A 23,663-nucleotide genomic window follows, 5' to 3' on the forward strand; every position below is an offset into this window, starting at 1 on the left:
ATGTCCAATACTGTTTCGATAGAGAGGGATCTCTAAAGAAAAATATGGAAGATCGTCCCTTAAAAAGAGAAATTTCAGATTTTTCGTTTCCGACTTCGGCTCGTCCTCCTAAGCCTTCTTTCTTCAGTCGGATGAAAACACTTTTACGTTCGAAGGAAGGGATTCCTACGGACCTATCTCATCTATACTTAAACGATGAAGGAAGCTCCTGGGCCAATCTAGGATATTGGAAGGAAGAGGTTCGTTATGGAAAGGCCTGCGAACATTTAGCAAATCATCTAGGAACTCTAGGAGAACTTGGACCCGGATCCAGGATTTTGGATCTAGGCTTCGGATGTGGAGATCAATTTCAGGTCTGGGAGAAAGAGTTCGGTGTCTCCATTCAGAATATTTATGGGATCAATGTTTCCAAGTCCCAATACGAATATACAAGATCCCGATATAAAAACTCGGAGTCTTCTCCCAATCTGATCTTAGGAAGTGTGAAGGCTCTCTCCAAATTCCCGGAGAATTATTTCGATTCCGTTCTTGGACTGGACAGTTTGTATTTCATTCCCAATCGAAAGTCTTGGAGTGAAGAAGTGTATCGTATTCTGAAGCCGGGAGGAGTGTTTGCCTCGGCGGAGATCTTACTTGCAGATAGAAAGAATACTTTCTTTGAGATCTTAAAGCGTTCCTTGATCATTCGATTGGCTTCTATTTCGGGAGATTTGAGTAACGCAGAGGGAATTCTTTCCTTATACTCAAGCAAGGGATTTCGTTTGGAGACAATAGAGAGGATAGATCCTTTTGTTTTTTCAGGATTTTCTAATTTTCTTTTTTCTCATATAAAAGACCCTTCTTCTAGAATTCCTCAGAGTTTAAAGGGTCGCTACGAGATGTTGGCGGAATACCTCGCTTCAGAAACGATCAAAAAACATTTTGAATATTGGATGTATAAGGTCCGTAAGCCGGAATCTGATCCTTTGGCATAAAGGATTAACGAGACCTGTCCACCCAACTCTTCACATCTAAAGAAGTAGAAACTCCTGCTTCTAAAAGAGGGATCCCGTATCTTGCATAAGAACCACAGAGCCAAACCTTCTTGCCTGGAATGTCTTGTAGATTTTTCAGATCAGAAAGAGTCTTTCTGCAATCTAGATCGATTACAGGTCTTTCAAATCTGGATCTACTGATCACATTTTCAGGTTCTGTTAACGGATTCCAAGTTTGAAAGACGGCGCTTCCATTCATCGAAGGGAGTACCTTATTCAAGAAGATAGTAGCAGTTGCACTGGACTTATCTTCAGAAAGAGAGAAGCACATGGGAGCCCAATGTCTTTTTCTCTTAGGCATGAATTTCTGATCGGAGTGAGTGACAACTTCGGAAGCCTCGTATTTGAGACGAGAGAGTAATTCCTTCTCCTTGGAGTATTCGTCCGGAAGAATAGGGATCGCTTGGTTTGCAGGGGCCGCAACCACTACACGGTCGAATAATTCGTCTCCTTTATCAAAAACCAATTTTACTTTATCTTTTTCTAAAACGATTTTTTTAGGACCGGTATTTAAACGAACTGAGCTTGCCCTTGTAGAAAGTCGTTCCGTAACATCTCTTGTGCCTTTGAGAGGAGTTAAGAACCTTAAGAATTTCAGTCCTTGAGAATGATATCCGATCACAGCTTCCGCAGGATAATTCTTAGCGCTTTCGGAAGTGCAAGTGTTGATGGTGGAGAACATAGGAATCAGATATAGATCTTCGAACTCCTGGGAATAACCGAACCTTCTTAAAAATTCGGAGATAGTAAGCTGCTCATTTCCCAGACTCAAAAATTCTTTTTCAGATTCGTCATAGAATCGGATCGCATCCGAAAAGATCCTTCTGGATTTACGATTCGTAAAGCATGCTAAGTAAGGAAGAGGCACAAATTCATTTCCGATTCCCAAAGTGGAGAATCCGAAATATGTGGTGCCATCATTGTAATTCAGAGAAAAAGAATAATCTACCGGACGGACTTCTATGCCGGCTTCTCCATAAAGATCCAATAAGCAGGGATAATAATTTCTTTTGAAGGCTCTGAATGGAACATCCACTCGGATATGATTTCCATTGGATCTAAGATCCGTTCCATGAGCATCCATTCCAACTAAAGCATGCTTCTCTATAAGAGTGACTTCATGCTCTTTGCCGAGATACCAGCAAGCACTAAGGCCAGCGATCCCGCTTCCGATCACAGCGATTTTCATTCGAGATTAGAATGGTTTTTCAAACGAAAAGTTCAAGGTAAAAGCGTTCTTTCTGGAGGGAAGACTACAAAAAACGAACTGAACAACATTAGTCAGTAATTTGTAAAACTACTCTTCTGTTCTTTTGTCTTTCTTCCGGAGTATCGTTAGAAGAGATGGGTTGGGAGTCTCCGTAACCTATCACTTTCACTCGGTCTTCGGCAATATTATGTTTAGACATGAGGTATTCGGCGACTACTCTTGCTCTGCTCTCGGAAAGTTCCTGGTTGTCCTTCTTCTTGCCCACATTGTCCGTATGGCCCTCGATCAGGATCTTGAGTTTGGGATTCGATCTTAATACTCCGGCTAAACGATCCAACTCCGGCTCGGAATCCTTGGAGATCTCAATCTTCTTCGTATCAAAAAAGATATTATTCAAAAGAATCTGTCTACCTACCGCAAGAACAGGAAGACGAAACTCTACTTCCATCTTTAGATCTTCTTCTTTGGTTTCGGTCAGATCCACATTTTTAGAAACTGGAAGATGGCCTTCTTTCTGGGCATAGAAGCCGTATTTTTCTCCATAAGGAAGAACAAGACTAAAGGATCCAGTCTTAGAATCGCTTTTTGCGCTTCCTCTCTTTTCTAAACGTGTTAAGGATTCGTAATGTATTTCTGCGTCCAAGGGTTTGCCTTCTTCGTCCAAGACCTTGCCGCTTAAGAATACGACAGGATTCGGACGGAATGCTTTGGGAAGATAAGCCATATACAACTGGCCTTCCTTACTTACGAATGCCCAATGACTATTTACCGGAATGGAGAAGAAGTTCACTCCCTTCAGATTGGCAGAAACTTCGACAGGCTTTGTCCATTGGTCCCAGCCTTCGCCGATTCTTTTGGTAACGTAAACCGAAAGACCTTTATGGCCGTCGCTGCAGAAATATAAAGTGCGATCATCTCCTGCGAGAAACGGAGCTTTTTCTTCTTCTTCCGTGTTGATCATGTCGCCCAAATTAGTTCCCACAGGAAAGGAACCGTCGTCCTTTTGGATGCTCACATATAGATCTAGTTTGCCCATGGAATCTGGTTGCTGCACGGAATAAATAAGGATTCTTCCGGAAGAAGAAAGAGTGGAGCCGCCGAAAATAGAAGCGCCCTTTTTGCGATAGAGATTATTGAAATTCGGAAAATTGATGATAGAAGGATTGGACCAGAAACCGTTCTCTTTGTAGCTTCTGTACAAAGGGACTCGATTCTGTATTATGCTTTTCTTTTTTAGAAATTCATGTTTCAGATCTTCGACTTTAGAAAGGAATTCGCGGTCATCTCGAACGGTTCTTGCGAGTTCTCTTTCCTTCTCGCTATATTCCTCGTCGATCGCCTTGATCAATTCCTGGTCTCCAAAGGAACCGAAGACGACCAATTCATTATTGCTCGGCAAAACAGAGATCACTGCAGAGTGAAGATCGTTATTGAGAGGAGGCGACATTTCTCTTCCGTCCTTCCAGAACCCTTTCTCATCCTTTTCTGCAGACCAAATTCTTTGTACTCCGTAGGAGCCCTTCTTTGCGTTCACAGTCCAAAAGAGAGATTTGCCATCAGGAGTAACAGTGGGATTGAAGGCGAACTGGCTTCGATTCACATAGCTTGGGATCTTTTTCAAGCTCCAATCAGTGAGACCCTTGCTCTCCGAAAAAGGAAAGATATCATAACGTATCGGTTCGCAGTTTGCACCTTTCATCTCACAAAGAATACGAAGAGTTTGGTTATGAAGTTTGGAGAGTTCGGGACTGAGATCGTTGGATAAGATTTGGACGAATTCTTCTCCCACATGGATCATTCGTCCGAATTGCATGAGTTTGCCTTCGACGACTCTTTCTTCGCCCATGAGAGAGGAAGAAGAAAGAGATACGAATAGAAGAAGGAATGAGAAGCGAAGGCGCATAGAGTATCTTCGGAGGATTTTACTCCAAGCCGAAGATTGGAAAAGAAAAATTTCCGGAAATCAATACGTAAACGTATACGCCCAATAGATCAGAACAAGCTGTACAGGTAGACGAAGGATCAATGCCCAAGTAGGAGGATCCTTGCGAGTTCTGGATTGGAAATGATAGATATTCGCAGGAAAGACTGCGACGAGAAGAAGAACCACTCCCCAAGCAGCCAACACTTTTGTCTGAGGGAAGAAGAGCCCAAGACCCAATGCGATCTCCGCGATGCCGCTCACTTGTACCATAAATTTATGATACGGGACCCAAGGAGGCATGATCCTCATATAGAATTTAGGGATCACGAAGTGAAGAATGCCGGCGATCGTATAGATGGTCGCCATGATCCAAAGACTGATAGATTTAGCGTCGATGCTTTCCATGGAAAGCCATGATAAGACGACTAGGGGGAAGAGGTCTGCCTTTTTTCTCTGTTTTTATTACGAAACCGTTTCTGTCTGGAGTGGGAAGATTTGTTAGCGATCTTAAGAGAGATAAGATATTTCTCGCGAGTAGGGAAGGGATGATTTCTCTCTCGCTGGTCGGTGCGGTTACCGGGAAATTTCAGCATAGGCCTGTGACTCCTTGCCGTAGAATTTGCCAGTCATTATAGGAAGTCCGAAGAAAGTACAAGCGAAAAAAAATGAGGGGAAAAATTTTTGATAAGATTTTGGCCGCCTCCCGCTACGCGGGACCGAGCTGCTTCGGGTTCGCTAGCGCTCATCCCTTCGGGACGCTTCGCGCCCTGCGCATCTCTGGCGGGGGAGATCTATAGATATTCTTTCTTTTTCTTATATCGACTATTAGAACCACCCATATTCTCATCGATAACTTCACCGTCAGGCTTCAACTCACAGGCTGGACTAATTAAGTAAGTAGAGAATGAATCAGTATCTAATTGAACTCCAAGCAGAGCTATTTGGACCTCGCAGGCATGCACATCACCCTTCTTGTAATAGCGGGAACTATCGATATTAATAACGGCACCATCTATTGCAGATACCAACAGGATATCCAATAGGGTCATAAATGTTAGATCAGATCCGGTATACCCTTGCGCCTCAAATGCAGCACGTGCAGTAAGATAGTCTCCTGATTTTGCGGCATTTATAATTCTTCTTTTTGCTTCATCTCCCTTGTAAGTATTCGTAAGCCCAGTGGCATCTACAACGAGGCAATTTGTCAGCATATTCGCGAATAGCAAGATTGCTATAACGGAAATTCTTTTCATTTACTTCTCCTAACTTGCTAGGGTAGTAAAGAATCACATTATTTTTCAAACAAATATTGAAATCGAATTAAGATTTTATAATATCCCATTTTGGTTAAACATTGTGATTGCGAGTTTGTTTAGTTTTGAAATCAAATTCGAATCCCTTTCTCTCGCTCTATTTGTGGGTCTACTTTTTCTTTCGATAAGCGCTATTAGAGTTACTTCCAATATTCTCATCAATGATTTCACCATCTGGATGAAGATGGCACATCGGACTCATTGCATACGTTGAAAAGGAGTCATAATCTAAATGAACACCAACGGTGGCAACCCATGCGGCGCAAGTATCGATATCCAATTTTTTATAATATTTAGAAGAGTCAATTTTCATGACGGTATTGTCAATAGCTGAAGCTAATACAATATCTAATAACGTCATCGTCTCAAGATCGGAGCCTGTGTACCCTTGAGCGGCAAAAGCGGCATGGGCGGTCTGATAATCGCCGACTTTCGCGGCTGCGATAATTTTCTTTTTCGCTTCATCACCGCTATATGTGTTTGTAAGTCCAACGGCATCGATTAATAAACAATTGGTCATTAAGGTTATTAAAAATATGATTATTGCAGTTGATTTTCTTTTCATTTCTTTCCTCGATTATGCAAGGCGATATCGCTCTCGCTAATACTTACAAATCTGGTCCGGCTTTTCTGATCGATCGTTTTTCTCAATGGATTGCTTGAGTTGAATTCTATTTTTTAGTAAGTTTGCAAACCAAAATCATTTTTTTCAATTTACTCATTGGTCATGAGTGACAGGCTCCGTTAAGTTTCATTTAACAATACACGGTTTTTTCAAATCCTCACTTGGATTTGCTTCTATCGTTGGAATAATCTCATACCAGTCAAATTTGCTTCTTTGATTAGCATATCTCTCCTCTGCAGTCTGCGGATTAGGGTAAGGAGCCCCTTTTTCAATAATCTTAAGTCTAATCGAATGATTGGGTGGAAGATCTAATGTGGTTTCCAGTCTTCCAGTATGCGCAGCACCGTAACTAACGAATGAAAATCTATATTCGTTCTTCCCCACATTTGTCGGCATTCTATATTCACAGCCTTCTACAAATGCAAACCTTATATCTGATTTCACTGCTTGCGGTAAGTTTTTAATATCTGAGTAATATGACTCCCAATATTCACTTTCAGGATGAACACTCGAAGGTATTTCAAGAAGTGGGTTTCTATCCGCAAAGAAGATAAAAAGCTGATATACATGCTCGTTTTCATCTCCTCTCATACTCATCTTAGGAGGACTTGGGTTCGTAAATTGAAACTTAATATAAGTATTTTGAAAGTTCTCTATTTTTCTTGGCCAGTAGTAAGAAGCTATTCCGTATCTACAGCCCTCGGTACAAAGGATAACGAAGAAAAAAAGAACTAAAGAATATTTTAACATTAAGATTTGTTGCGAAAAATATCTAGCGTGCATTATAAATTGCATGGAAGATCGGAGTCGCTTGGTGGCGTCTTTTCAACGTGAAAAGTAAGATCAATTATCTGTTCACTCAAATATCGATACGAAGACGGCCAGTTCTGCGTATCCTTGATTATTCGAAGGTTTTCCTGCGATTGGAATTCTTCCGGTGAAACCTCCACTCGAATAGATTGATTTTCGGACAGATCGATTTTTTTAATAGCAAATCCCCTCTTGCTCTTCTCAAAGTCGAAGAACATAATAGTAAATTTATTTACTCCCGAAGGTAGTGGAATCCTATATTCGCAGCCGAATTGAAATTCTTCCCGCCGACTATTCGAAAAAAATTGCCAGACTACATTTTTATATAGTCCGTCATTTTTACTACGAAAGTATTCGTGTGAAGGATTAACCGGATACGAAATTCCTTTGATCCAGCTGTCGGCTTCGTAATCATATGATTCAACGTAGAGATTGAATGATCTCTTATTCTTTTCTATTTGAGTTCTATTTTCCAAAATCGGAATCTCATAATCTTTAATGTGTAGAATTAAGAATGTATTTTTCTGATTGGGTATAGAGAAGCTTCTTCTTGGACCTGCAATTCCGCCGATGGGAACACAATCTCCAGTTGCAAAAAGAATAATTACGTAGATCGGAAACCAATACTTACTCATCTGATACTTCCACATGTTCTGTTCGTCCCTTCCCCATACTTTAAAATTAACCCGAAAGGGATGTCTTTGTCATAGTAGAATTTTATTGCATATCCAAGAGTATCTGCCCCAACTGATTTCCAATCTTTTGATATTATACTTTTTATAGTTGAAGCAACACCGTAAATATTCAAAGCCATCGGAAGCCACTGCATCTGAGCAACCAAAATTGGATAGCCGTAAAGACCTGCGCCTGCCAACATGCCTCCAAGTTGTCCCGCAGCGGCATAACATGCTCCTTTTCTGGCACTTTCTTCATCCCAATGAATATTGTTAATACTTGATTTAGAATATCCACCACCTATATAAGCTTGCAAAGTCCAAAGTGAAAGTATTGAGCCTATTGCCATTACCCCCACCACTGCTGCCGCGCCTGCAATTCCCAAAGCGGTTGCCACTGCGATAACAGGTATCAAACTAATTGCAACAAACGCCGTAGCAAGCGCCGTAGCCAATGCAGTAATCACCAAGAAGGATGCAACAGCCAAGGCAAATAGCCCAGCGACAAGAGCGGTCGCTCCAGCTGTAAAGGCTAAAGCGGATGCGAGTCCAGCAGCTCCTATCCCAAGCGCACCGGCCACAGCAGACAACTGACCTAAACTGCTAGCCCCTACTACGGCACTGGTTCCGATAACCCCAGCTCCAATGGCCCCAGCAATCATTACTGCGTTAGCTCCGAGTACGGCCGACGCGGCTCCTATAATTCCTCCCGCTGCCGCCAAGCCTAACATTGTCGCAGCTCCTATTGTTGCAGTAGCTCCAGCAAAAACACCTCCGCCAATCGCATTTGCAATCAATCCGACCGGATTCAATATCGCAGCAATTGCCCCTATAGCATTCCACCTTGCGCTGCTTACGTAAAAGGCTCTCTGCAATGCAGCACTGATTACTATATTAAAGTTTAAGAATCCTAATCCGTTCTTAGACAACCAACTACTGAATACGCTATGTCCAGTCGGATCTGTATACTTGATCGGATTCCCTTCCGTATACATGTATACATCATTTCCCATAGGACTTGATCCGTTGATTTGATCATCAGCTTGTAGAAAGCGTCCTAGGATGGGGTCATAGTATCTTGCTTTATAATAATAGAGTCCTGTTTCTTTATCTTCTTCTTGTCCTGTGTATTTGTATCTAAATACATCTGGTCCAGCTGAGTCTGTTCTATTAATTTCTCCGTATGGCTTATATGATACGAAGGATGCTCCTGCTTGTTCTCCACCGGTGACTCTGTTTCCATTTCCATCCGTTGCCATTACGATGGAGCCTAAATGATCTGGGTGTAGAAAGATGAATCCTGAGATTGGTATCCCGGCTCCGGACCCTGGATCACTTACTCCTGGTGTTCCTGAGTTGATCACTGGCAAGAGCGTCCATGGTGATGTTCCATTTCCTCCCGGCAATAACACGGAACAATTTGCAAAGGATAATAGTAAGATTGGTGTTGTAAACTTTAGCGTCGCTTTCCAAATTCCATCTCCCCAACTGAGCAGAACAAATCCAAGTCCTAAGAATAGAGAAACATAAAGAAATGCGAAGTTTACCTTTGGTGATAAGAATAAAAGCTTCATTCCTCGAATGCCTATATCCTTGGATTGCCACACGAACGTATTCCAAGCTACGTTTGCTGTTGAGGATCCTGAATGAATGCTCGATGCATCGCTTACAAGAGTCGCATCAGTCCTTGTCCATTGTCCGACAAGGTCTCCTGAATTTCCTCTAAAGTATAATGTATGTTGTGGAGACTTGCTAGGAGCAAGAACGACTTCATACAATCCACCGAGTGAGATTGTTTTCAGTCCATCGCTTGTCTTTGTCTTACGGATTCTTGTTCCTGTAAAATCATAGTCAAAGGTTACTGTATCTCCTCCGTCAGTTTGCATGCTCTTTAACTTTTGGAATGGATTATACGAGAAGGCATTTCCGTTACGATTCACTACATTTCCGGAAGCGTCATAAGCATAAGTATAGATTGTTCCATTATTGTTTACTTGAGTAACTGCATTCTTATGAGAAGGATCTCCGTATGTATATGTGATATTTCCTTTCTGCAGTAGTTTACCCGAGTCGGAGTATTGATAAGTTTCCGAACCATAGACACCCGCAGCAGAAGACAATCGATCAATCGTATCATACATGAAATTCTGATTTCGAACTGGGTTCTTTTTATCCGCAATAGCTTGATAGTTCCCAGAAGCATCATATGAGTATTGATTGTCCTGGTAAACACTTGAGTCGATTCCAGTCTTCAATCCTACTAATCTTTGTTGCAACGGATCGAAAGTTATATCCGTCTTCACTCCATTGCCTAAAATTCTTTGGATCTTCAAAAGATTATCTTCGAATGTAGGTCCTGCGTATTGCACGATCGGGAAATCGGAGCCACTTCCATCCGCCGGAGTCAAAGTCACTCCAGAAAGATATCCCGCTTCAGAATATATGTTTTTCGCGATACTTCCATCCGGATAAGTCACTTGCTCTACTTGATTTTGTAGGTTGTAGCTTTTTTGAACGAGGAATGTTAGCGATTCATCTGTAAGAGTTTTCTTTAGGATAGTTTGATTTCCTCGAATATCGTATCCGAATTCAGTGCTTCCCAAAGGATCAGTTGCCTTGGAAAGCCTTCCAATTGCATTTGCAGCACTCGTGCTATCATATTCGAATGAATGGATCTCAGTAATTCCTTGTGGATCGGTCGCTTTCTCTTGCACTACTCTTCCCAAAGCATCATACGAATATTGAGAAGAAGCACCGTTCGCAAAAGTTTGCCCGCTTAGATTTCCAGTAACTGGATCATAGCTGAAGGTAGTCGTTCCCGAATCTGGATGGATTACTTGGGTTTGATTGCCTGAAAGATTGGTCTGGATATAAGTTGTTCCGTTCTCCGGATCAATGATTTGTGAAGTCTTCCCATTTGCAGAATATTTATAACCGATCGTCTTACCTTGCTGTGTTAAAGAAACAACCTGTCCTATCGAATTCTTGTTCTCAACAGTTTGCTTAATTATATTTCCATTGAGAAGGTCCTGAGTCGTTGTGTTTAAACCGTCTTTTTGGATCACAACGGATCTTCCATTATTGCTGCTGGATCCGGTGAGAGCACCTTCGGCATCGTAACTAAATGTAGTCCAAGAAATAGGATTCGATCCTTCGATATAAGGATCTATCTCTTTGATCTTCTGTCCTTCTCGATTCGTATTCGTCTCTTCAACCAAAACATAACCGTTTATTAAACTACTTCTCTTTTTAGAAAGACCAGTTAGGACATTCGAAGATTCTTCCTGCCAAGATTCTCCATCGCTTCTACGGAATGTCTTACGAACGAGTTGGTTCTCTATATCTCCTGTATTTTCATACTCAATCTTTTCCGACCAATCCGTTTCACCAGGCATATAGCTGAAAACTGCACGATTGAATTTATCATACTCTGTTTTGGAAACTCCTCCGTTCGGATCTGTTGTGGAGAGTTCCATTCCATTCGTAAGATCATATGATTTCTGAAGAACATGTCCTAGAGAATTTGTAACCTTGACTGGATACTTGTGCACTACTGTATCATACTCGATGGTATTTACATTGCCGTTCGAGTCTTTTGTGACGCTAGGATTTCCGTATGTATCATAAGCTTGGATAAACTGACTCTTCCAAACTCCGTTTGAGACCATTCCCTTTACTTCCGAGACTTGGAAATTAGAATAATTGATCTGTTTGTGCGATACTAACTCTCCATCTTTTGAAACCTGAATATCAGCAGGTTTATCAAGAACACCGCTATTCCAATCATTCAAATAGCTTGTAGTTTCCGTAAGCACTGAGCCATTGATAGAAGTATTCTTTGTGCTCACATGCCCATAAGAGTCGTACGCCTTAGAAACTTGAGTTGTAGTTAAAACTTGTCCGCCTTGGTATTGGGTCTCGGAGCTATCTCCAGGCAATACCAAGATTCCGCCCAAAATGGAAGTGGATTTAGCAAAGGTATTCGTAGTTTCTGAAATCTTGATCCCATTCTTATATTTCGTTTGAGAAGTCGCAACACCCGCCATCTCGATAAAACTCGGATTATAAGAAGAAACAACCACCTCATTGGAGATCTCATCGGTTTGAGTTACCGTTTGGAAACCTATATAAGAAGAATTTCTAAATCCGTTCAAATAGAATCTCGAATACGAAAATAAACAATTCTTAGCGCTTAATAAAGTATCTCCTACCTTTTGAGTTAGTCTCGTAGCTAAATAGTCTGCTCCAGTAAAAGGAATAAACTGTGGCTTAGACGAATCATACAAACTCGGTTGGATTGCCCCGCTATGATTCTTTGCCAATTGATATTCAATTCCAAGAGTTAGATCCCCTGATGATGAAGTTGCCCCATTCTGGATCGTAGTCAATAATCCACTCGGAAGATCTTGGTTAAAACGAATATAATGAAGTTGTACATTAGATTCGTACGGAAATGTTCTCACCACATTGGTTCGGACCGTTGGAGCACTACTCTGTATTGTGGTGATCAAATTTACTTGATTCGCGTTCATGCCTAATATCTCAGGCTTTCCATCTCCATTTGCATCTAAGGCCATTAAATAACCGCCAGTAGACCAGGAATCATCCCCACTCGCAGAATACGTAATATAACCATTCGAATCTAACTTAGCATAAGATACATATAATGTAGAAGAAGCCGCATCATACCGAACGAAATCGGGTTTGCCGTCTTGGTTCAAATCCACGAAATCCTTCGGATTCCGCCAATTCGAATAACCCATAGAAGAAGCATCACTAGATCCGGTGCTTGCAGTAATATAAGAATTGAGATCGATAGGAACTTCGAAATAAGAACCGTTTGTAATAGTAACTTGAAATTCAGTCACTGTTTGCGTTGTAGTATTCCCACTCGCGTCAGTTTGCTGTGTCGTGTTAGAATCGGCCCGGATCGTGTCCGCTATTCCATCGCCATTTAAATCCGAAGAAACATTTTGGTTCCAAGGAACTTGAATTGCTGTTAAATATTTACTCTGAGAATTGCTATAGATTTGAACGTTGAAAAACGGATTCGAAACATTGGAACTATCGTAGGAAACTTGGTCTTTTACACTGTCCCCAGAAAGATCCACATTCACATACGTAACGTTTGAAGTGGAACCTGCGACCTGTCTTGCATAGGCCTTATTTACATTGATTGTCTGAAGAGGACTGGCTCCACTAGTAATGAAGTTCCTACCGTTAAAAGGATAATAAGAAACAGTACCTTGAGTTCCAGACATAGCGAAGAAAGCGAAGTCAGGATAACCATCTCCGTTTATATCAGTGATAAATTGATCACCGGTTTTCCCAAAATCAGTTCTAGAAACCTTAGAGGTTTCCAAAATTTGCAAGGCTCCATTCTGAAAATCTAAGAAAGTAACTAAAAGATCCTTGGAAGAAGTTCCACTATTAATCCGAACAAAATCGGGTACGCCATTCCCATCAAAATCTACTAACTGCTGGAACTCGGTTCCAAATGTAGGAATGCTTAACGTCTGCAGCTTTTGAAAACCGGAACCAGTCGACGTATAGACCACAAGATTGTTACTGGAATCAGCTTGGATATAATCTGTCTTCCCGTCTCCATTCATATCGGCTACAAATTGCTTAATCGTAGTATTGCTTGCACTTGAAGTTAAACCAAGTGCAGTAACGGAAGAATAGGTAGTAGAGCTAAAATCAGGACCATAATATACTTTTAAAGGATCTCCGTTGTCCGTTAAGACTAGAAAGTCGCTCTTACCGTCTGCATTGTAATCACCAGGAAGAATTCTACCGTTAAGGGTGATCCCAATATGGCTTCCCACCAAAGTATTCGATGCACTTAAAGAGTTTCCGCTTGCGGCTTCCCAATTTGATAAAGGGGTCACAGAGAATTTTTGATTCGTCATCGTTCCGTTCACTCGTACGATCTCCGGCACTCCATCTCCATTTGTGTCCGCTGGAGTTACGAAGGAGGTAGTCACACCATTTGTGCAAATGTCCTGGTATGCGGCTATACCGGAGGCACAAAGTCCCCCAGCCGTAAACCAGGAAGCAACGAGGCAGGCATAATTAGCAGAACATAGACAAGCATTTTGAGTAGCTGTGCAATTGGCTTGATTGGCCGAATCTTTTGCCTTATAAGAAAGATCGAAATTCTTACTGCTAGAGCTTAGAATATTAGCTTGGTTTGTTCTCTCCGTATAATTGAAAACAATCGGTTTATAATTCTCTCTTTCGAAAGAAGATAATAAAGGCCCGAGTTCGCTTGAAGAATCAAAATCGAGATTATAAGTATCTACTAACTGCTCGGAGCCATTTGCATCGTTTGCATATGCTTGGATTTGGCTTAATAGTTTCTTGCGAATACCGGAATTTGTTAAGTAAAATGCCTGTTCCTTCCAACCGCTTGGGCGATCGGAATAAATAAACTCTATCCTCGCATTACCTCTCGCATACTTGATCTCTTGCGGCAGAGGCTCATCCGAATTCAGAGTGTCCGAAGCGTAAGTAATATCATAACCATTCCCAAATCGATCACGGACTCTATCCAAATAAAGAGTCACCGGGCCGCTCTCGCCTTGCACAATAGAGTTAGAACCACTTGCAGAGTTCCTTCCGTATTCGTACGTTACACCGGAAGGATCCCGTAGAGTCCAAGCAGTTCCATCAAATGTTGCCTTGTAAAAAGACTCGATCTTAGTTCGATACACTCCGCTACTTCCGGTAGAGATGAGTTCACCTAAGAGGCTTGAACTAAAACCATCGGAGGAACCGAAATGCACTCCTAGATTTGGATTCTTCAGAATTCTCGGAAAACCACCCAAACCCCAGCCTTTTCCCACAATCGATTGATTGCCGTTGGAATAATCGATCGTAATGGAGGGAACCATATCTCCAGCGCCCGGCGGAGCTTGGATAGAAAGTGAAAAGGAAGGCTTACCACTTACTCCGATTTGAACATTCGGAAGCGGAAGAGGAATGCTCGTCTCACCTCCCGTAAAGGCGGCAGCGAAATAATTTAAGATCGGTTTGAGAGGATTCCAAGCAAGGAGAAGAAAGGAAGAAAGAATAATAACAGAAAAAGATAATATTCGGGTTCTATATAGATTTAGCATAGGCGGTTTCTCCATATCTTTTTACGCATTGGAGTTCTTCGGTTAAAAAGCACTCCATGTCATGGTTTTTGAGACCACACCTAGGACCTACAAATTTTCGTCACTGTTATGTCAAAAGATAGAATTACGCGAAAAAAATGAATTATGGTTGGAAATTCAAATCTAATACGCTATTTTAGCGAGCGTTATACGTTTTTTGGCGAATTGGCAGAGTAATTTAAGTTTCATATTTAAACTAGAGCAAAAGAAATTACTCGAGTAACAAATGAACCTGCTTGCTGGAAAAGAGAATCACAACTTACATCTAATAAATGGGATATAGCTAGGAGAGAACAAATGAAAATTTTTTTACGGATATTACTCGGGATCGTGCTCGTGCTAGGACTGATCGGAATCTTTGCTCCGAAGGAGTTCAGCCTACAAAGAGATATTACGATCAATAAACCGAAGAACATTGTCTTCGATGAATTGAAACTATTAAGAAATCATGATAAATGGAGCGCTTGGTCCAAGAAAGATCCTAATATGAAAAAGGAATTTGTGGGAACTGATGGAACAGTTGGTTTTACTTCTCGCTGGGAAAGTAAGAACGAAGAGCTGGGAGTAGGAGAACAAGAAATCAAGAAAATTGTCGAAGGCGAAAGACTGGAAACAGAGATCCGTTTCAAGGTCCCGTTCGAGGCGGCTTTTTCTAGCTATCTGACTACAGATTCCGTGGGCACGAATCAAACCAAGGTAACTCTTGGAATGCATGATGAGATGCCTTTTCCGATCAATATCGTCGGTTTCATTGTGAATGTTTGCTTCGATAATAAGGCAAAGATCATCAAAGACTTCGATGCAACTTTAGCAGGCTTGAAGGCAGAATTAGAGAAATAGAACGCATTAGTACGGGTCAGAATTTAAAACGGCCCCCGCCCGGGGCAGGGTGGGGGGAGCGGTTCGTGGGCTGCCGAAGGGAACCTCATATCACAAACCTCCGACTCCTAAAAGCAAAAACCGAAGACAACTGGGCGCCTTATCGCCCGACGCTACCTACCTCGCGATCGAGACTTTCAATTTCATCGCTTTACGCGACCGTGATTTGGAAGTCTTTTTCTTAGGATAAGCCACACCTGCATAGATGGACTCCAAGGAATCTGTGACATCGTCCCAAGTGCATTCTGCTGCGGTCTTTCTTGCCTGAGCACCTAGCTTTTTCGCGAGCTTTTGATTCTCTGCAAGCAAGCAAGACTGTTCTATAAATTCTTCTTCTTTATCGAAGCCGCAGAGTAGCGCTGACTTGCCGTGCTTTAAGTGTTGGTTGGCGGCAGCATAATCGTATGCAACGATTGGAAGTCCAGAAGCCATTGCCTCTACTACTACGTTCCCAAAGGTTTCGGTCAGACTTGGGAACAAGAACACATCTCCGGTAGCATAATGCTCCGCGAGATCTTGGCCTTTTCTCATTCCTCTGAAAATGAAATCTGGATTCTCGGATAATAATTTTTCTTTCGAAGGACCATCACCGACTAACACTAGTTTTGCGTTGTTAGTCTTTGTCTGGATCTTGCGAAAAGATCTTACGAGTAAATCTAAGTTTTTCTCAGGAGCAAGTCTTCCTACATAAAGGATGGCGGTGTCGGAGGCTTTCAATCCCCATTCTTCTCTTAAGCTTTCTTTTCTTCTCGCTGGATGGAATAGATCGGAGTCTATGCCTCGGGAAACAACTTGCACATTCGAGTAACCGGAAGTTTGGAGTTGTACTGCGATCTGAGAGGTTGGGACCAAGGTAGTTTGGGTTCTATTATGCAATCCTCTTAGATAATTGTGCACGATCTTTCCCATGAATCCGAACTTATAATATTTCGCATACGCATGGAAATTCGTTCTGAAGTCGCTGACTACAGGGATCCCAACATGTCTTGCTGCTCTCACTGCAGACCAGCCAAGAGGTCCTTCGGTGACTACATGAACTATATCAGGTTTTTCTAATTGGATCAATCTACGGAGAAGATACTTCTCCGGAAAGCCGAAACGAAGATCTTCATAGAGTGGGATCTTTGCGCCTCGGACTAAAACTTCTCTATAATTTCCGTTGGCTGTTGCATAATCAGTCGGGCCTTGCTTGGGGCGCACTAAAAGGATCTCGTGGCCTCTTTGTAATAGATCGCCCAACATTCTATGCAATGTCTTTGCGACTCCATTGATTTCCGGAGGAAAGGTCTCGGTAACTACTAAAATGCGGAACGGACCCGCGGTAGGAGCTGATTTTGGAATGATCGATGGATACATCGACCTATGATTCTGTATGATACTTGTATCTAATCCGTGAAGGGAAGATTACTTTTTTGTTACAGACGCTTAGACCATCGTACGGTTTATTGAGCAACTCCGGTATTGTATGCAGTACGCAAAAGTCTTCCGCAATAGACCGATTCTGCGTACGCCAATGCAGAAGTGGAGTATCTGGCCAGGATCCCGTATGTGGTTCCGCTGGAATCGATCCAAGGATAGAATCCGAACTTTCCGGGACTGCTATAAGAGCTATCGCTTTGAGGAGAATCTTCCAACCAATGTGCGTAGGAATAATGTACATCTTCCTTATTGATCCCGGTAGTAAACGGAGAATACAATGCTTGGGAAGGATGCAGTGCGGGAAGTGTGGGAACTGTATCCGCTCCCAGGTAGGAACTGATCGTTAGATTGGAATTTAATATTCTCTGTAAGAATAGCGCGTATACTTGAGGAGTAGTTTGCACTCCTCCCGCCAGTTGAGGAGTTGCATAGAAGAAGTCAGGATTTGCGCCGCCAAGTACTACGTTAGCGATCTCGCTTGTGAGCTGGGTTCGGTCATACGTAGTGAGAGCCGGAGTGAGAGCGCTCGGATTTAAGGCAGCATACGCCTGAAAATGTCCACCGTTATAATAAAACTTATTCTCATCGCCCGTATGTTGGAAATTATTATTATTCGTACCATCTCTTCCCGGGCCGTTGGTGAAGCAGCTATTGACAGTGGTCACATTGCATTTGTTGTCTTGCACATTATCATAACCCGATTGCATGCGAAGATAAAATTGTTCGTTCGTACCTGGAGTTCCTACCTTCTCCAGAACATAAGCTCCCCAAATCCATTTAGAAGCGGAGGCTATCAAAAGACTAGTCGTCTGATTGACTGTTCCGTTAACAGAAGAATAACCGAAGGCACCTGTTCCGTCTCCTATCTCCCAATAGAACGCACCTAGTTTTGTGCAGGAGAGATTCGTAGTAGCAGTAGTTTCAACTGCATCTAACTTGGACTGCTTGCTCACATCCACTACTGTATATGTAGCAGGAACTTGCACATGATCCAAGGCAAAGAGAGCGTTTTCGATACTGCTGGAATTTTCAGGAGGCTTTGGGCAACCTAATAGAAATGAAAGTAGAATAAGAACTAAAACTGAATGATGTCTCATAGATAGGATCTTTCCGTTTGAAAGAGATCTTGCTTAGTATATAGGACGAAAAAGAAAGAAGGATCCATACTTAGGATGCTGCCTTTGATCGACTCTAATACTCTGATCAAAAAATTAATCGAACCCGTTCAGAATGGAAAGCCTAAAACGAAATCATTTTGGAAATATTTTTTTGTGAAACGGTGAAATATCCTAAGCAAAGGACTGTTTACTTCTTTTTCTTAAGTGCTGATTGATCTGGCTTTGGATTGCGAAGCTCATTTAATTTTCCAAAGAGCCATTTCTCAGATTCGATCTCTTTTCCATCCGCCATTTTGATCTTATACGCTGTGCCTGTGATCGAGGATCTACTTGCTATTCCTTTGATAAAATCTTCGGTGGTCTTGATCTGACTCTTAGCAGAATCGTATTTGCGAAGTAGATGTGCCTTTGCCTCGTCCAGTTTATGTTCGGAACCGTTCCGGATAAACACACATCCCTTGCAGGAATCCAAACTCGCTATCAAGGATCGGATCTCTGTCTCAGGCTCTATGGCAGATAGTGAGGATACTGAAGAGAGAAGAACTAGGCTGAGTGAGAGTAGCGCGATATTGAATAATGAAATAATCTTTTTCATGAAGGCCTTCTTAAATAGAAAATAAATCTCTTTGGATACAAGGACCATTAGAACCCAAAAAGGCTCCATAGTTCGATTATATTTTGATCAGTTTTCCTTCCTTCCAAACCTGAAACTCACCCGGTTGCAAAGAGGTCCAAACCTCATTTTGGGTCAAAGGGGCTGTTGCTAAAACGGTAACCACATCCTTTGGGCCGGTATGTTTTCTAAAATCTATGCTTAGATCCGCATCGATGAGCTGAGCTTCTCCGAAAGGAGAATGTCTCGTGATATAAACCAGTTTAGTGGAGCAATACGCGTACAGATATTTGGAATCCGAGACCAAAAGATTAGAAACTCCCATGCTTCCCAACTTGCTTAAGAGCTTGCGAATTTCCTGAGCGAGCAAGGTTTCATTCTTAGGTCTTTCCTTGAATTTCTTTTTCAATTGAGAAAGAAACCAACAAAATCCGTGCTCGCTATCGGTAGTTCCCACAGGAAAGAAATCTTTCAGAGTCTCCTTCTTGATCCCTTTCAACTGACCGTTATGTGCAAATGTCCAATATTGACCCCAAAGTTCCCGGACGAAGGGGTGAGTGTTCATCAGATCCACCTTACCTCGGTTTGCTTTCCGGATATGAGAGATGATGATATTGCTTTTGATCGGATAGGTTCGAACAAGTTCTGCCAGATGGGAATCTACGCTCGGTTTGGGATCATGAAAAACACGACAGCCCTTTCCTTCATAGAATACGATCCCCCATCCATCCTTATGTGGCCCTGTCTTTCCGCCTCTTTGGACTAGGCCAGTAAAGCTGAAGCATATATCTGTGGGAACATTTGCGCTCATTCCTAAGAGCTCGCACATATTGGGAATCCTCTGCTATAATGAATATATTGTCATTAAAGCGAATTCGATTTGTCCAGGATTTTTTCTAAAAAGGAATAAACGTTACTCCTTGCAGAATTCAAGCGGAAAGCCCAATTTGATCGGGTGATTCTTCATATAGATACGGAAACCGGCTGGAGAGGAGGAGAGAGACAGCTCTTTCTTCTGGCAGAAGGTTTAAAAAAACACAAGATCCCTCAACTGATCCTATGCAAACCAGGTTCGGCCTTACAGACCAGAGCGACGGAAGTAGGACTTCCTACCGTTACTCTCCCATTGAAGGGAGAATGGGATCTTGCCTCCGTAAAGGCATTGAGAGAGTTAGTAATCTCGAAGGGAATCAAACTCATTCACGCTCATACAGCTAAGGCTCATTCGATTGCATGGATGGCCAAGGCAAAACTTCCGAATGTAAAGCTAGTGGTCTCTCGCAGAGTGGATTTTCGGATCCGAAAGAATTGGTTTAGTAAAAGAAAATACATCTCCGATCGAGTGGATTTATTCCTAAGTGTTTCCAATCGTATTAGAGAGATACTTGTGATGGATGGGATCGATCCTGCCAAGGTAGTGACGGTTTATAGCGGTATCGATCTAAGCAGCTCTAAGAAAGCAGGCAATCCTGCTTATTTAAGAAAGGAATTCCATTTAGATAAGGATGAGCTCGTCATCGGGAATATAGCAGCTTTAGTTGATCACAAAGACCAGAAGACATTGCTAAATGCAATTTCTCTAATAGAGACCGATAAGAAATTCAAAGTACTGGTTGTTGGCGAAGGGGAACTTAGAAAAGAACTGGAGAGTCTTGCTTCCGCAAAGAATATTCTAGACAAGGTTATCTTTACAGGATTTAGGAATGATATTCCGGAGTTATTATCCGTATTCGATATTTTTACCCTTACCTCGAAAGAAGAAGGACTCGGAACTTCCGTATTGGACGCGATGGCTTCCGGACTTCCGATAGTCGCTACGAACGGAGGAGGGATAGCCGAAATGCTCAGCGAAGGAGAAGGCGCTCTCGTGAAGGAAGTAGGGGATGCAAGTTCACTCGCGCAAGCGTATAAAACTCTATTAGAAGATCCTAAACTAAGAAAATCCATGGGATCCTTTAATAAGGAAGCGGTAAAGAGATTCTCCGTAAAGAATACAATCAAGAAAACGGAACTTGCTTATTATAGCCTTTTAGGCGAAGAGATCTATTCGAAAGGAAAACCAGGAGAAGCGGCATGAAGAAACTATTGATTGTGGACGGACACGCGTTTGCGTTTCGAGCCTATTATGCATTTGCCGCTTCCAATCTGAAGAATTCTAAAACAGGTCAGCCTAGTGGAGCAGTATTCGGATTCTTTCGAATGCTATTCAAATTATTCGAGGATTATTCCCCCACACATGTCGCTATGACCTTCGATCCGGGAGGACCTTTGCATAGAGGAGAGCTATTCGCGAATTACAAGGCGAATCGCAAACCTATGCCGGAGGACTTGAGACCCCAACTGCATGAGATCATGGATACTTTGAAAGTATTGGGCTTCAAGATACTTAAGATAGAAAAACAAGAAGCGGACGATATTATAGGAACTCTCGCGGAGACTTACAAATCCAAAGCAAAGGAAGTACTGATCTTTTCCGGAGATAAGGACTTATATCAAGTATTAGAAAAAAAGAATGTAAAAATGCTCCGTGGAAAAAAGGGAGTCACTGAATTCGTGGAGATAGATTCCGCTTGGGTCAAAGAAGAGATCGGAGTGGATGTGAAGCAGATCCCGGATTATATGGGGATCGTAGGCGACACTTCGGATAATATTCCAGGAGTGAAAGGGATCGGAGAGAAGGGAGCAAGTAAGCTTATCCAGGAATACAAGAACCTAGAAGGCATTTATAAGAATATAGATAAGATCAAGAATCCAGGATTAAAGGCCAAGCTAATAGAGCACAAAGAAAGCGCATTCTTATCCAGACAATTGGCTACCATCGTACGGGATTTGGATCTAGGAATTTCCGAAGACGATCTGAAGATCCCCGACTATGCCTCCGACGATGGAATCCGCTATTTAAAGAACCAAGGATACAATGTTCTTTCTAGGGACTTAGCTAAATCAGTAGGAAAGGAACCTCCTAAGGACGAACCGGAAACCGCAGATGCCTCTCGTCCGGAAGCTAAGAAAGGAATTTATAAGCGAGTAGAGAGCATAGAAGAATTAACCAAACTCGCTCGAGCCTGGAAAAAGTCTCCTATCTTGGCAGTGGATACGGAAACTACTTCCCAATATCCTTTCGAAGCAGAATTACTCGGGATCTCTCTTTGCAACCAAGAAGGTACTGGCTTTTATATTCCGGTCACTCATTCCCAAGGATTATTTAGCGACCAACTGCTTCCTTTGGACCAAGTGCGAGAGATCTTAGGACCTGTCCTTGCGGAGCCTTCTATCCCGAAAGTCGGACAGAATATTAAGTATGATTTGATCGTTCTAGAGAATCACGGATTCGAAGTCGCGAATATAGTCTTCGATACCATGATTGTTGCATATATTCTTCAACCCGAAAGTAGACGCTTCAATATGGACGATATGGCCGAAGATCTTCTGAATTATAAAACGATTTTGTACACTGATCTGGTTGGTACAGGAAAGAATAAGAAGAATCTTTGGGAAGTGGATCTGGATAAGGTGAGTGAATACGCCGCCGAAGATGCAGACATTACACTTCGATTATATAATGTTCTTCGCAAGTCCTTGAAACAGTCGGGATTGGAATCTCTCTTTAAGGAGATCGATCTACCTTTGATCCGTGTCTTGGCCGAAATGGAGAAGGCCGGGATCGCAGTGGACGCTAAGTATTTTGCGGAACTCTCTAAGGACTTCCAGAGAGAGGTCAAGGATCTGGAACGAGGGATCTATAAGGCAGCAGGAAGAGAATTTAATATCGCTTCTACCAAAGAACTGCAAAAGATATTATTCGAAGAATTGCAATTGAGAGTAGTGAAAAAGACCCAGACAGGTTATTCCACCGATCACGAAGTTTTAGAAGAATTATTGGGAGAGCATCCTATCATCGAAAAACTTCTAGATTATAGAAAATACACCAAGCTCATCTCCACCTACGTGGAAACTCTTCCTACAATGGTCTCTGCTAAGGATGGAAGGATCCATACTAGCTATAATATGACGATCGCCGCAACCGGAAGATTGTCTTCGACCGATCCGAACTTACAAAACATTCCGATCCGGGAGAAGGAAGGAAGATTGATCCGAAAAGGATTCATCTCCGGCCATAAGGATTTCGAGATCCTGAGCTTGGACTATTCTCAGATAGAACTTCGCATTATGGCGCATATTTCAGGTGACCCTGCGATGATGGATGCTTATAAGAAAGGAAAGGACATTCATAAGAGGACTGCTGCTGCGATCTACGGTGTTTCCGAAGATCAGGTCACTCCGGAAATGAGGGATAAGGCAAAGGTAGTTAACTTTTCCGTAATATATGGAGTGACTCCATACGGATTGAGCCGAAATCTTCGCATCTCCAGAGAAGAGGCCAAGAATTTCATAGATAGATATCTTACCCAGTATCCTGGAGTTCAGAAATACATGGACGATACGATCGCCTTCTGCGAAGAAAAAGGCTATGTAGAGACTATGAAGGGAAGAAGAAGACCCGTCCCAGATATCAATTCTACTCATAGACAAGCCAAGGAAGGAGCCAAGCGAGTGGCTATTAACACTCCTATCCAAGGAACTTGCGCAGACATGATCAAGATCGCAATGATGCAGATCCAAGATGAGATCGTAAAAAGAAAATGGAAGACCAAACTACTTTTGCAAGTGCATGACGAATTAGTATTTGAAGTTCATAAATCCGAAAAGGACGAGTTCTATAAAGTAAGTAAGGCAATGATGGAGAACGCACTTCCTTTAAGTATTCCGATCAAGGTAGAAGGTAAATTCGGACAAAACTGGGACGAGGCACATTAAAGAAGATCCTTTCTTCCTCTTATTCAATAGACCCGCGTTTTTTGGTTGAGTCGACTTTCTACCATG

Annotated in this window: 16 protein-coding genes; 4 read left to right on the plus strand and 12 right to left on the minus strand. The window is 42.2% G+C overall.

What is annotated here, in order from left to right; genetic code table 11:
• Positions 1 to 44: 44 nt before the first annotated feature.
• Positions 45 to 974: a class I SAM-dependent methyltransferase gene (locus EHO59_RS05225; protein ID WP_135585426.1), complete on the plus strand. Its 930-nt coding sequence runs from the start codon at positions 45 to 47 to the stop codon at positions 972 to 974.
• 4 nt (positions 975 to 978) lie between these two features.
• On the opposite strand, the gene EHO59_RS05230 is transcribed toward EHO59_RS05225, so the two are convergent.
• From EHO59_RS05230 to EHO59_RS05265, 8 genes are all read right to left on the minus strand, one after another.
• Positions 979 to 2,223, minus strand: a complete 1,245-nt coding sequence (locus EHO59_RS05230; RefSeq protein WP_135585428.1) for an FAD-dependent oxidoreductase — start codon at positions 2,221 to 2,223, stop codon at positions 979 to 981.
• A gap of 88 nt (positions 2,224 to 2,311) precedes the next feature.
• Complete coding sequence (locus tag EHO59_RS05235) at positions 2,312 to 4,147, minus strand: OmpA family protein (protein ID WP_135585429.1); 1,836 nt, start codon at positions 4,145 to 4,147, stop codon at positions 2,312 to 2,314.
• 60 nt (positions 4,148 to 4,207) lie between these two features.
• On the minus strand, positions 4,208 to 4,573 hold the full coding sequence (locus EHO59_RS05240; RefSeq protein ID WP_135585431.1) for a DoxX family protein: 366 nt from the start codon (positions 4,571 to 4,573) through the stop codon (positions 4,208 to 4,210).
• 386 nt (positions 4,574 to 4,959) lie between these two features.
• Positions 4,960 to 5,421, minus strand: coding sequence for a TIGR04452 family lipoprotein (locus EHO59_RS05245; protein WP_135585433.1), 462 nt, complete (start codon positions 5,419 to 5,421; stop codon positions 4,960 to 4,962).
• Positions 5,422 to 5,590: 169 nt separating this feature from the next.
• Entirely contained in the window at positions 5,591 to 6,046 is a 456-nt protein-coding gene (locus tag EHO59_RS05250) for a TIGR04452 family lipoprotein (RefSeq protein WP_135585435.1), read from the minus strand.
• A 186-nt stretch (positions 6,047 to 6,232) separates the two neighbouring features.
• Positions 6,233 to 6,697 (minus strand): hypothetical protein, encoded by a 465-nt coding sequence (locus tag EHO59_RS05255; protein WP_135585437.1) that lies wholly within the window; start codon positions 6,695 to 6,697, stop codon positions 6,233 to 6,235.
• A 191-nt stretch (positions 6,698 to 6,888) separates the two neighbouring features.
• A complete protein-coding gene (locus EHO59_RS05260) occupies positions 6,889 to 7,551 on the minus strand; it encodes a hypothetical protein (RefSeq protein WP_135585439.1) in 663 nt (220 codons plus the stop codon).
• Positions 7,548 to 14,711: an RHS repeat-associated core domain-containing protein gene (locus tag EHO59_RS05265; protein ID WP_135585441.1), complete on the minus strand. Its 7,164-nt coding sequence runs from the start codon at positions 14,709 to 14,711 to the stop codon at positions 7,548 to 7,550. Before EHO59_RS05265 ends, EHO59_RS05260 begins: the two co-directional genes overlap by 4 nt.
• Positions 14,712 to 15,047: 336 nt before the next feature.
• Here EHO59_RS05265 and EHO59_RS05270 point away from each other — a divergent pair, with 336 nt between their 5' ends.
• Positions 15,048 to 15,590, plus strand: a complete 543-nt coding sequence (locus EHO59_RS05270) for an SRPBCC family protein (RefSeq protein ID WP_135585443.1) — start codon at positions 15,048 to 15,050, stop codon at positions 15,588 to 15,590.
• Positions 15,591 to 15,746: 156 nt separating this feature from the next.
• On the opposite strand, the gene EHO59_RS05275 is transcribed toward EHO59_RS05270, so the two are convergent.
• The 4 genes from EHO59_RS05275 to EHO59_RS05290 form a co-directional block, all read right to left on the minus strand.
• Positions 15,747 to 16,985 (minus strand): glycosyltransferase family 4 protein, encoded by a 1,239-nt coding sequence (locus EHO59_RS05275; RefSeq protein ID WP_135585446.1) that lies wholly within the window; start codon positions 16,983 to 16,985, stop codon positions 15,747 to 15,749.
• A gap of 86 nt (positions 16,986 to 17,071) precedes the next feature.
• Positions 17,072 to 18,145, minus strand: a complete 1,074-nt coding sequence (locus tag EHO59_RS05280) for a hypothetical protein (protein ID WP_135585448.1) — start codon at positions 18,143 to 18,145, stop codon at positions 17,072 to 17,074.
• 208 nt (positions 18,146 to 18,353) lie between these two features.
• Positions 18,354 to 18,761, minus strand: coding sequence for a DUF5329 family protein (locus tag EHO59_RS05285; RefSeq protein ID WP_135585450.1), 408 nt, complete (start codon positions 18,759 to 18,761; stop codon positions 18,354 to 18,356).
• A gap of 76 nt (positions 18,762 to 18,837) precedes the next feature.
• Complete coding sequence (locus tag EHO59_RS05290) at positions 18,838 to 19,608, minus strand: class II glutamine amidotransferase (protein ID WP_135585453.1); 771 nt, start codon at positions 19,606 to 19,608, stop codon at positions 18,838 to 18,840.
• A gap of 126 nt (positions 19,609 to 19,734) precedes the next feature.
• Between EHO59_RS05290 and EHO59_RS05295 the strand changes: the two genes are divergently transcribed.
• Complete coding sequence (locus tag EHO59_RS05295) at positions 19,735 to 20,856, plus strand: glycosyltransferase (protein WP_135585456.1); 1,122 nt, start codon at positions 19,735 to 19,737, stop codon at positions 20,854 to 20,856.
• Complete coding sequence (gene polA / locus EHO59_RS05300; protein WP_135585458.1) at positions 20,853 to 23,597, plus strand: DNA polymerase I; 2,745 nt, start codon at positions 20,853 to 20,855, stop codon at positions 23,595 to 23,597. Before EHO59_RS05295 ends, polA begins: the two co-directional genes overlap by 4 nt.
• Positions 23,598 to 23,663 lie beyond the last annotated feature (66 nt).

Source organism: Leptospira semungkisensis, assembly GCF_004770055.1.
In the GTDB taxonomy this organism is placed as follows: Bacteria; Spirochaetota; Leptospiria; order Leptospirales; family Leptospiraceae; genus Leptospira_B; species Leptospira_B semungkisensis.

Coding starts and splice junctions, on each gene's coding strand:
- EHO59_RS05225 (WP_135585426.1), top strand. CDS start 45: ATGGAAGATCGTCCCTTAAAAAGAGAAATTTCAGATTTTTCGTTTCCG.
- EHO59_RS05230 (WP_135585428.1), bottom strand. CDS start 2,223: ATGAAAATCGCTGTGATCGGAAGCGGGATCGCTGGCCTTAGTGCTTGC.
- EHO59_RS05235 (WP_135585429.1), bottom strand. CDS start 4,147: ATGCGCCTTCGCTTCTCATTCCTTCTTCTATTCGTATCTCTTTCTTCT.
- EHO59_RS05240 (WP_135585431.1), bottom strand. CDS start 4,573: ATGGAAAGCATCGACGCTAAATCTATCAGTCTTTGGATCATGGCGACC.
- EHO59_RS05245 (WP_135585433.1), bottom strand. CDS start 5,421: ATGAAAAGAATTTCCGTTATAGCAATCTTGCTATTCGCGAATATGCTG.
- EHO59_RS05250 (WP_135585435.1), bottom strand. CDS start 6,046: ATGAAAAGAAAATCAACTGCAATAATCATATTTTTAATAACCTTAATG.
- EHO59_RS05255 (WP_135585437.1), bottom strand. CDS start 6,697: ATGAGAGGAGATGAAAACGAGCATGTATATCAGCTTTTTATCTTCTTT.
- EHO59_RS05260 (WP_135585439.1), bottom strand. CDS start 7,551: ATGAGTAAGTATTGGTTTCCGATCTACGTAATTATTCTTTTTGCAACT.
- EHO59_RS05265 (WP_135585441.1), bottom strand. CDS start 14,711: ATGCTAAATCTATATAGAACCCGAATATTATCTTTTTCTGTTATTATT.
- EHO59_RS05270 (WP_135585443.1), top strand. CDS start 15,048: ATGAAAATTTTTTTACGGATATTACTCGGGATCGTGCTCGTGCTAGGA.
- EHO59_RS05275 (WP_135585446.1), bottom strand. CDS start 16,985: ATGTATCCATCGATCATTCCAAAATCAGCTCCTACCGCGGGTCCGTTC.
- EHO59_RS05280 (WP_135585448.1), bottom strand. CDS start 18,145: ATGAGACATCATTCAGTTTTAGTTCTTATTCTACTTTCATTTCTATTA.
- EHO59_RS05285 (WP_135585450.1), bottom strand. CDS start 18,761: ATGAAAAAGATTATTTCATTATTCAATATCGCGCTACTCTCACTCAGC.
- EHO59_RS05290 (WP_135585453.1), bottom strand. CDS start 19,608: ATGTGCGAGCTCTTAGGAATGAGCGCAAATGTTCCCACAGATATATGC.
- polA (WP_135585458.1), top strand. CDS start 20,853: ATGAAGAAACTATTGATTGTGGACGGACACGCGTTTGCGTTTCGAGCC.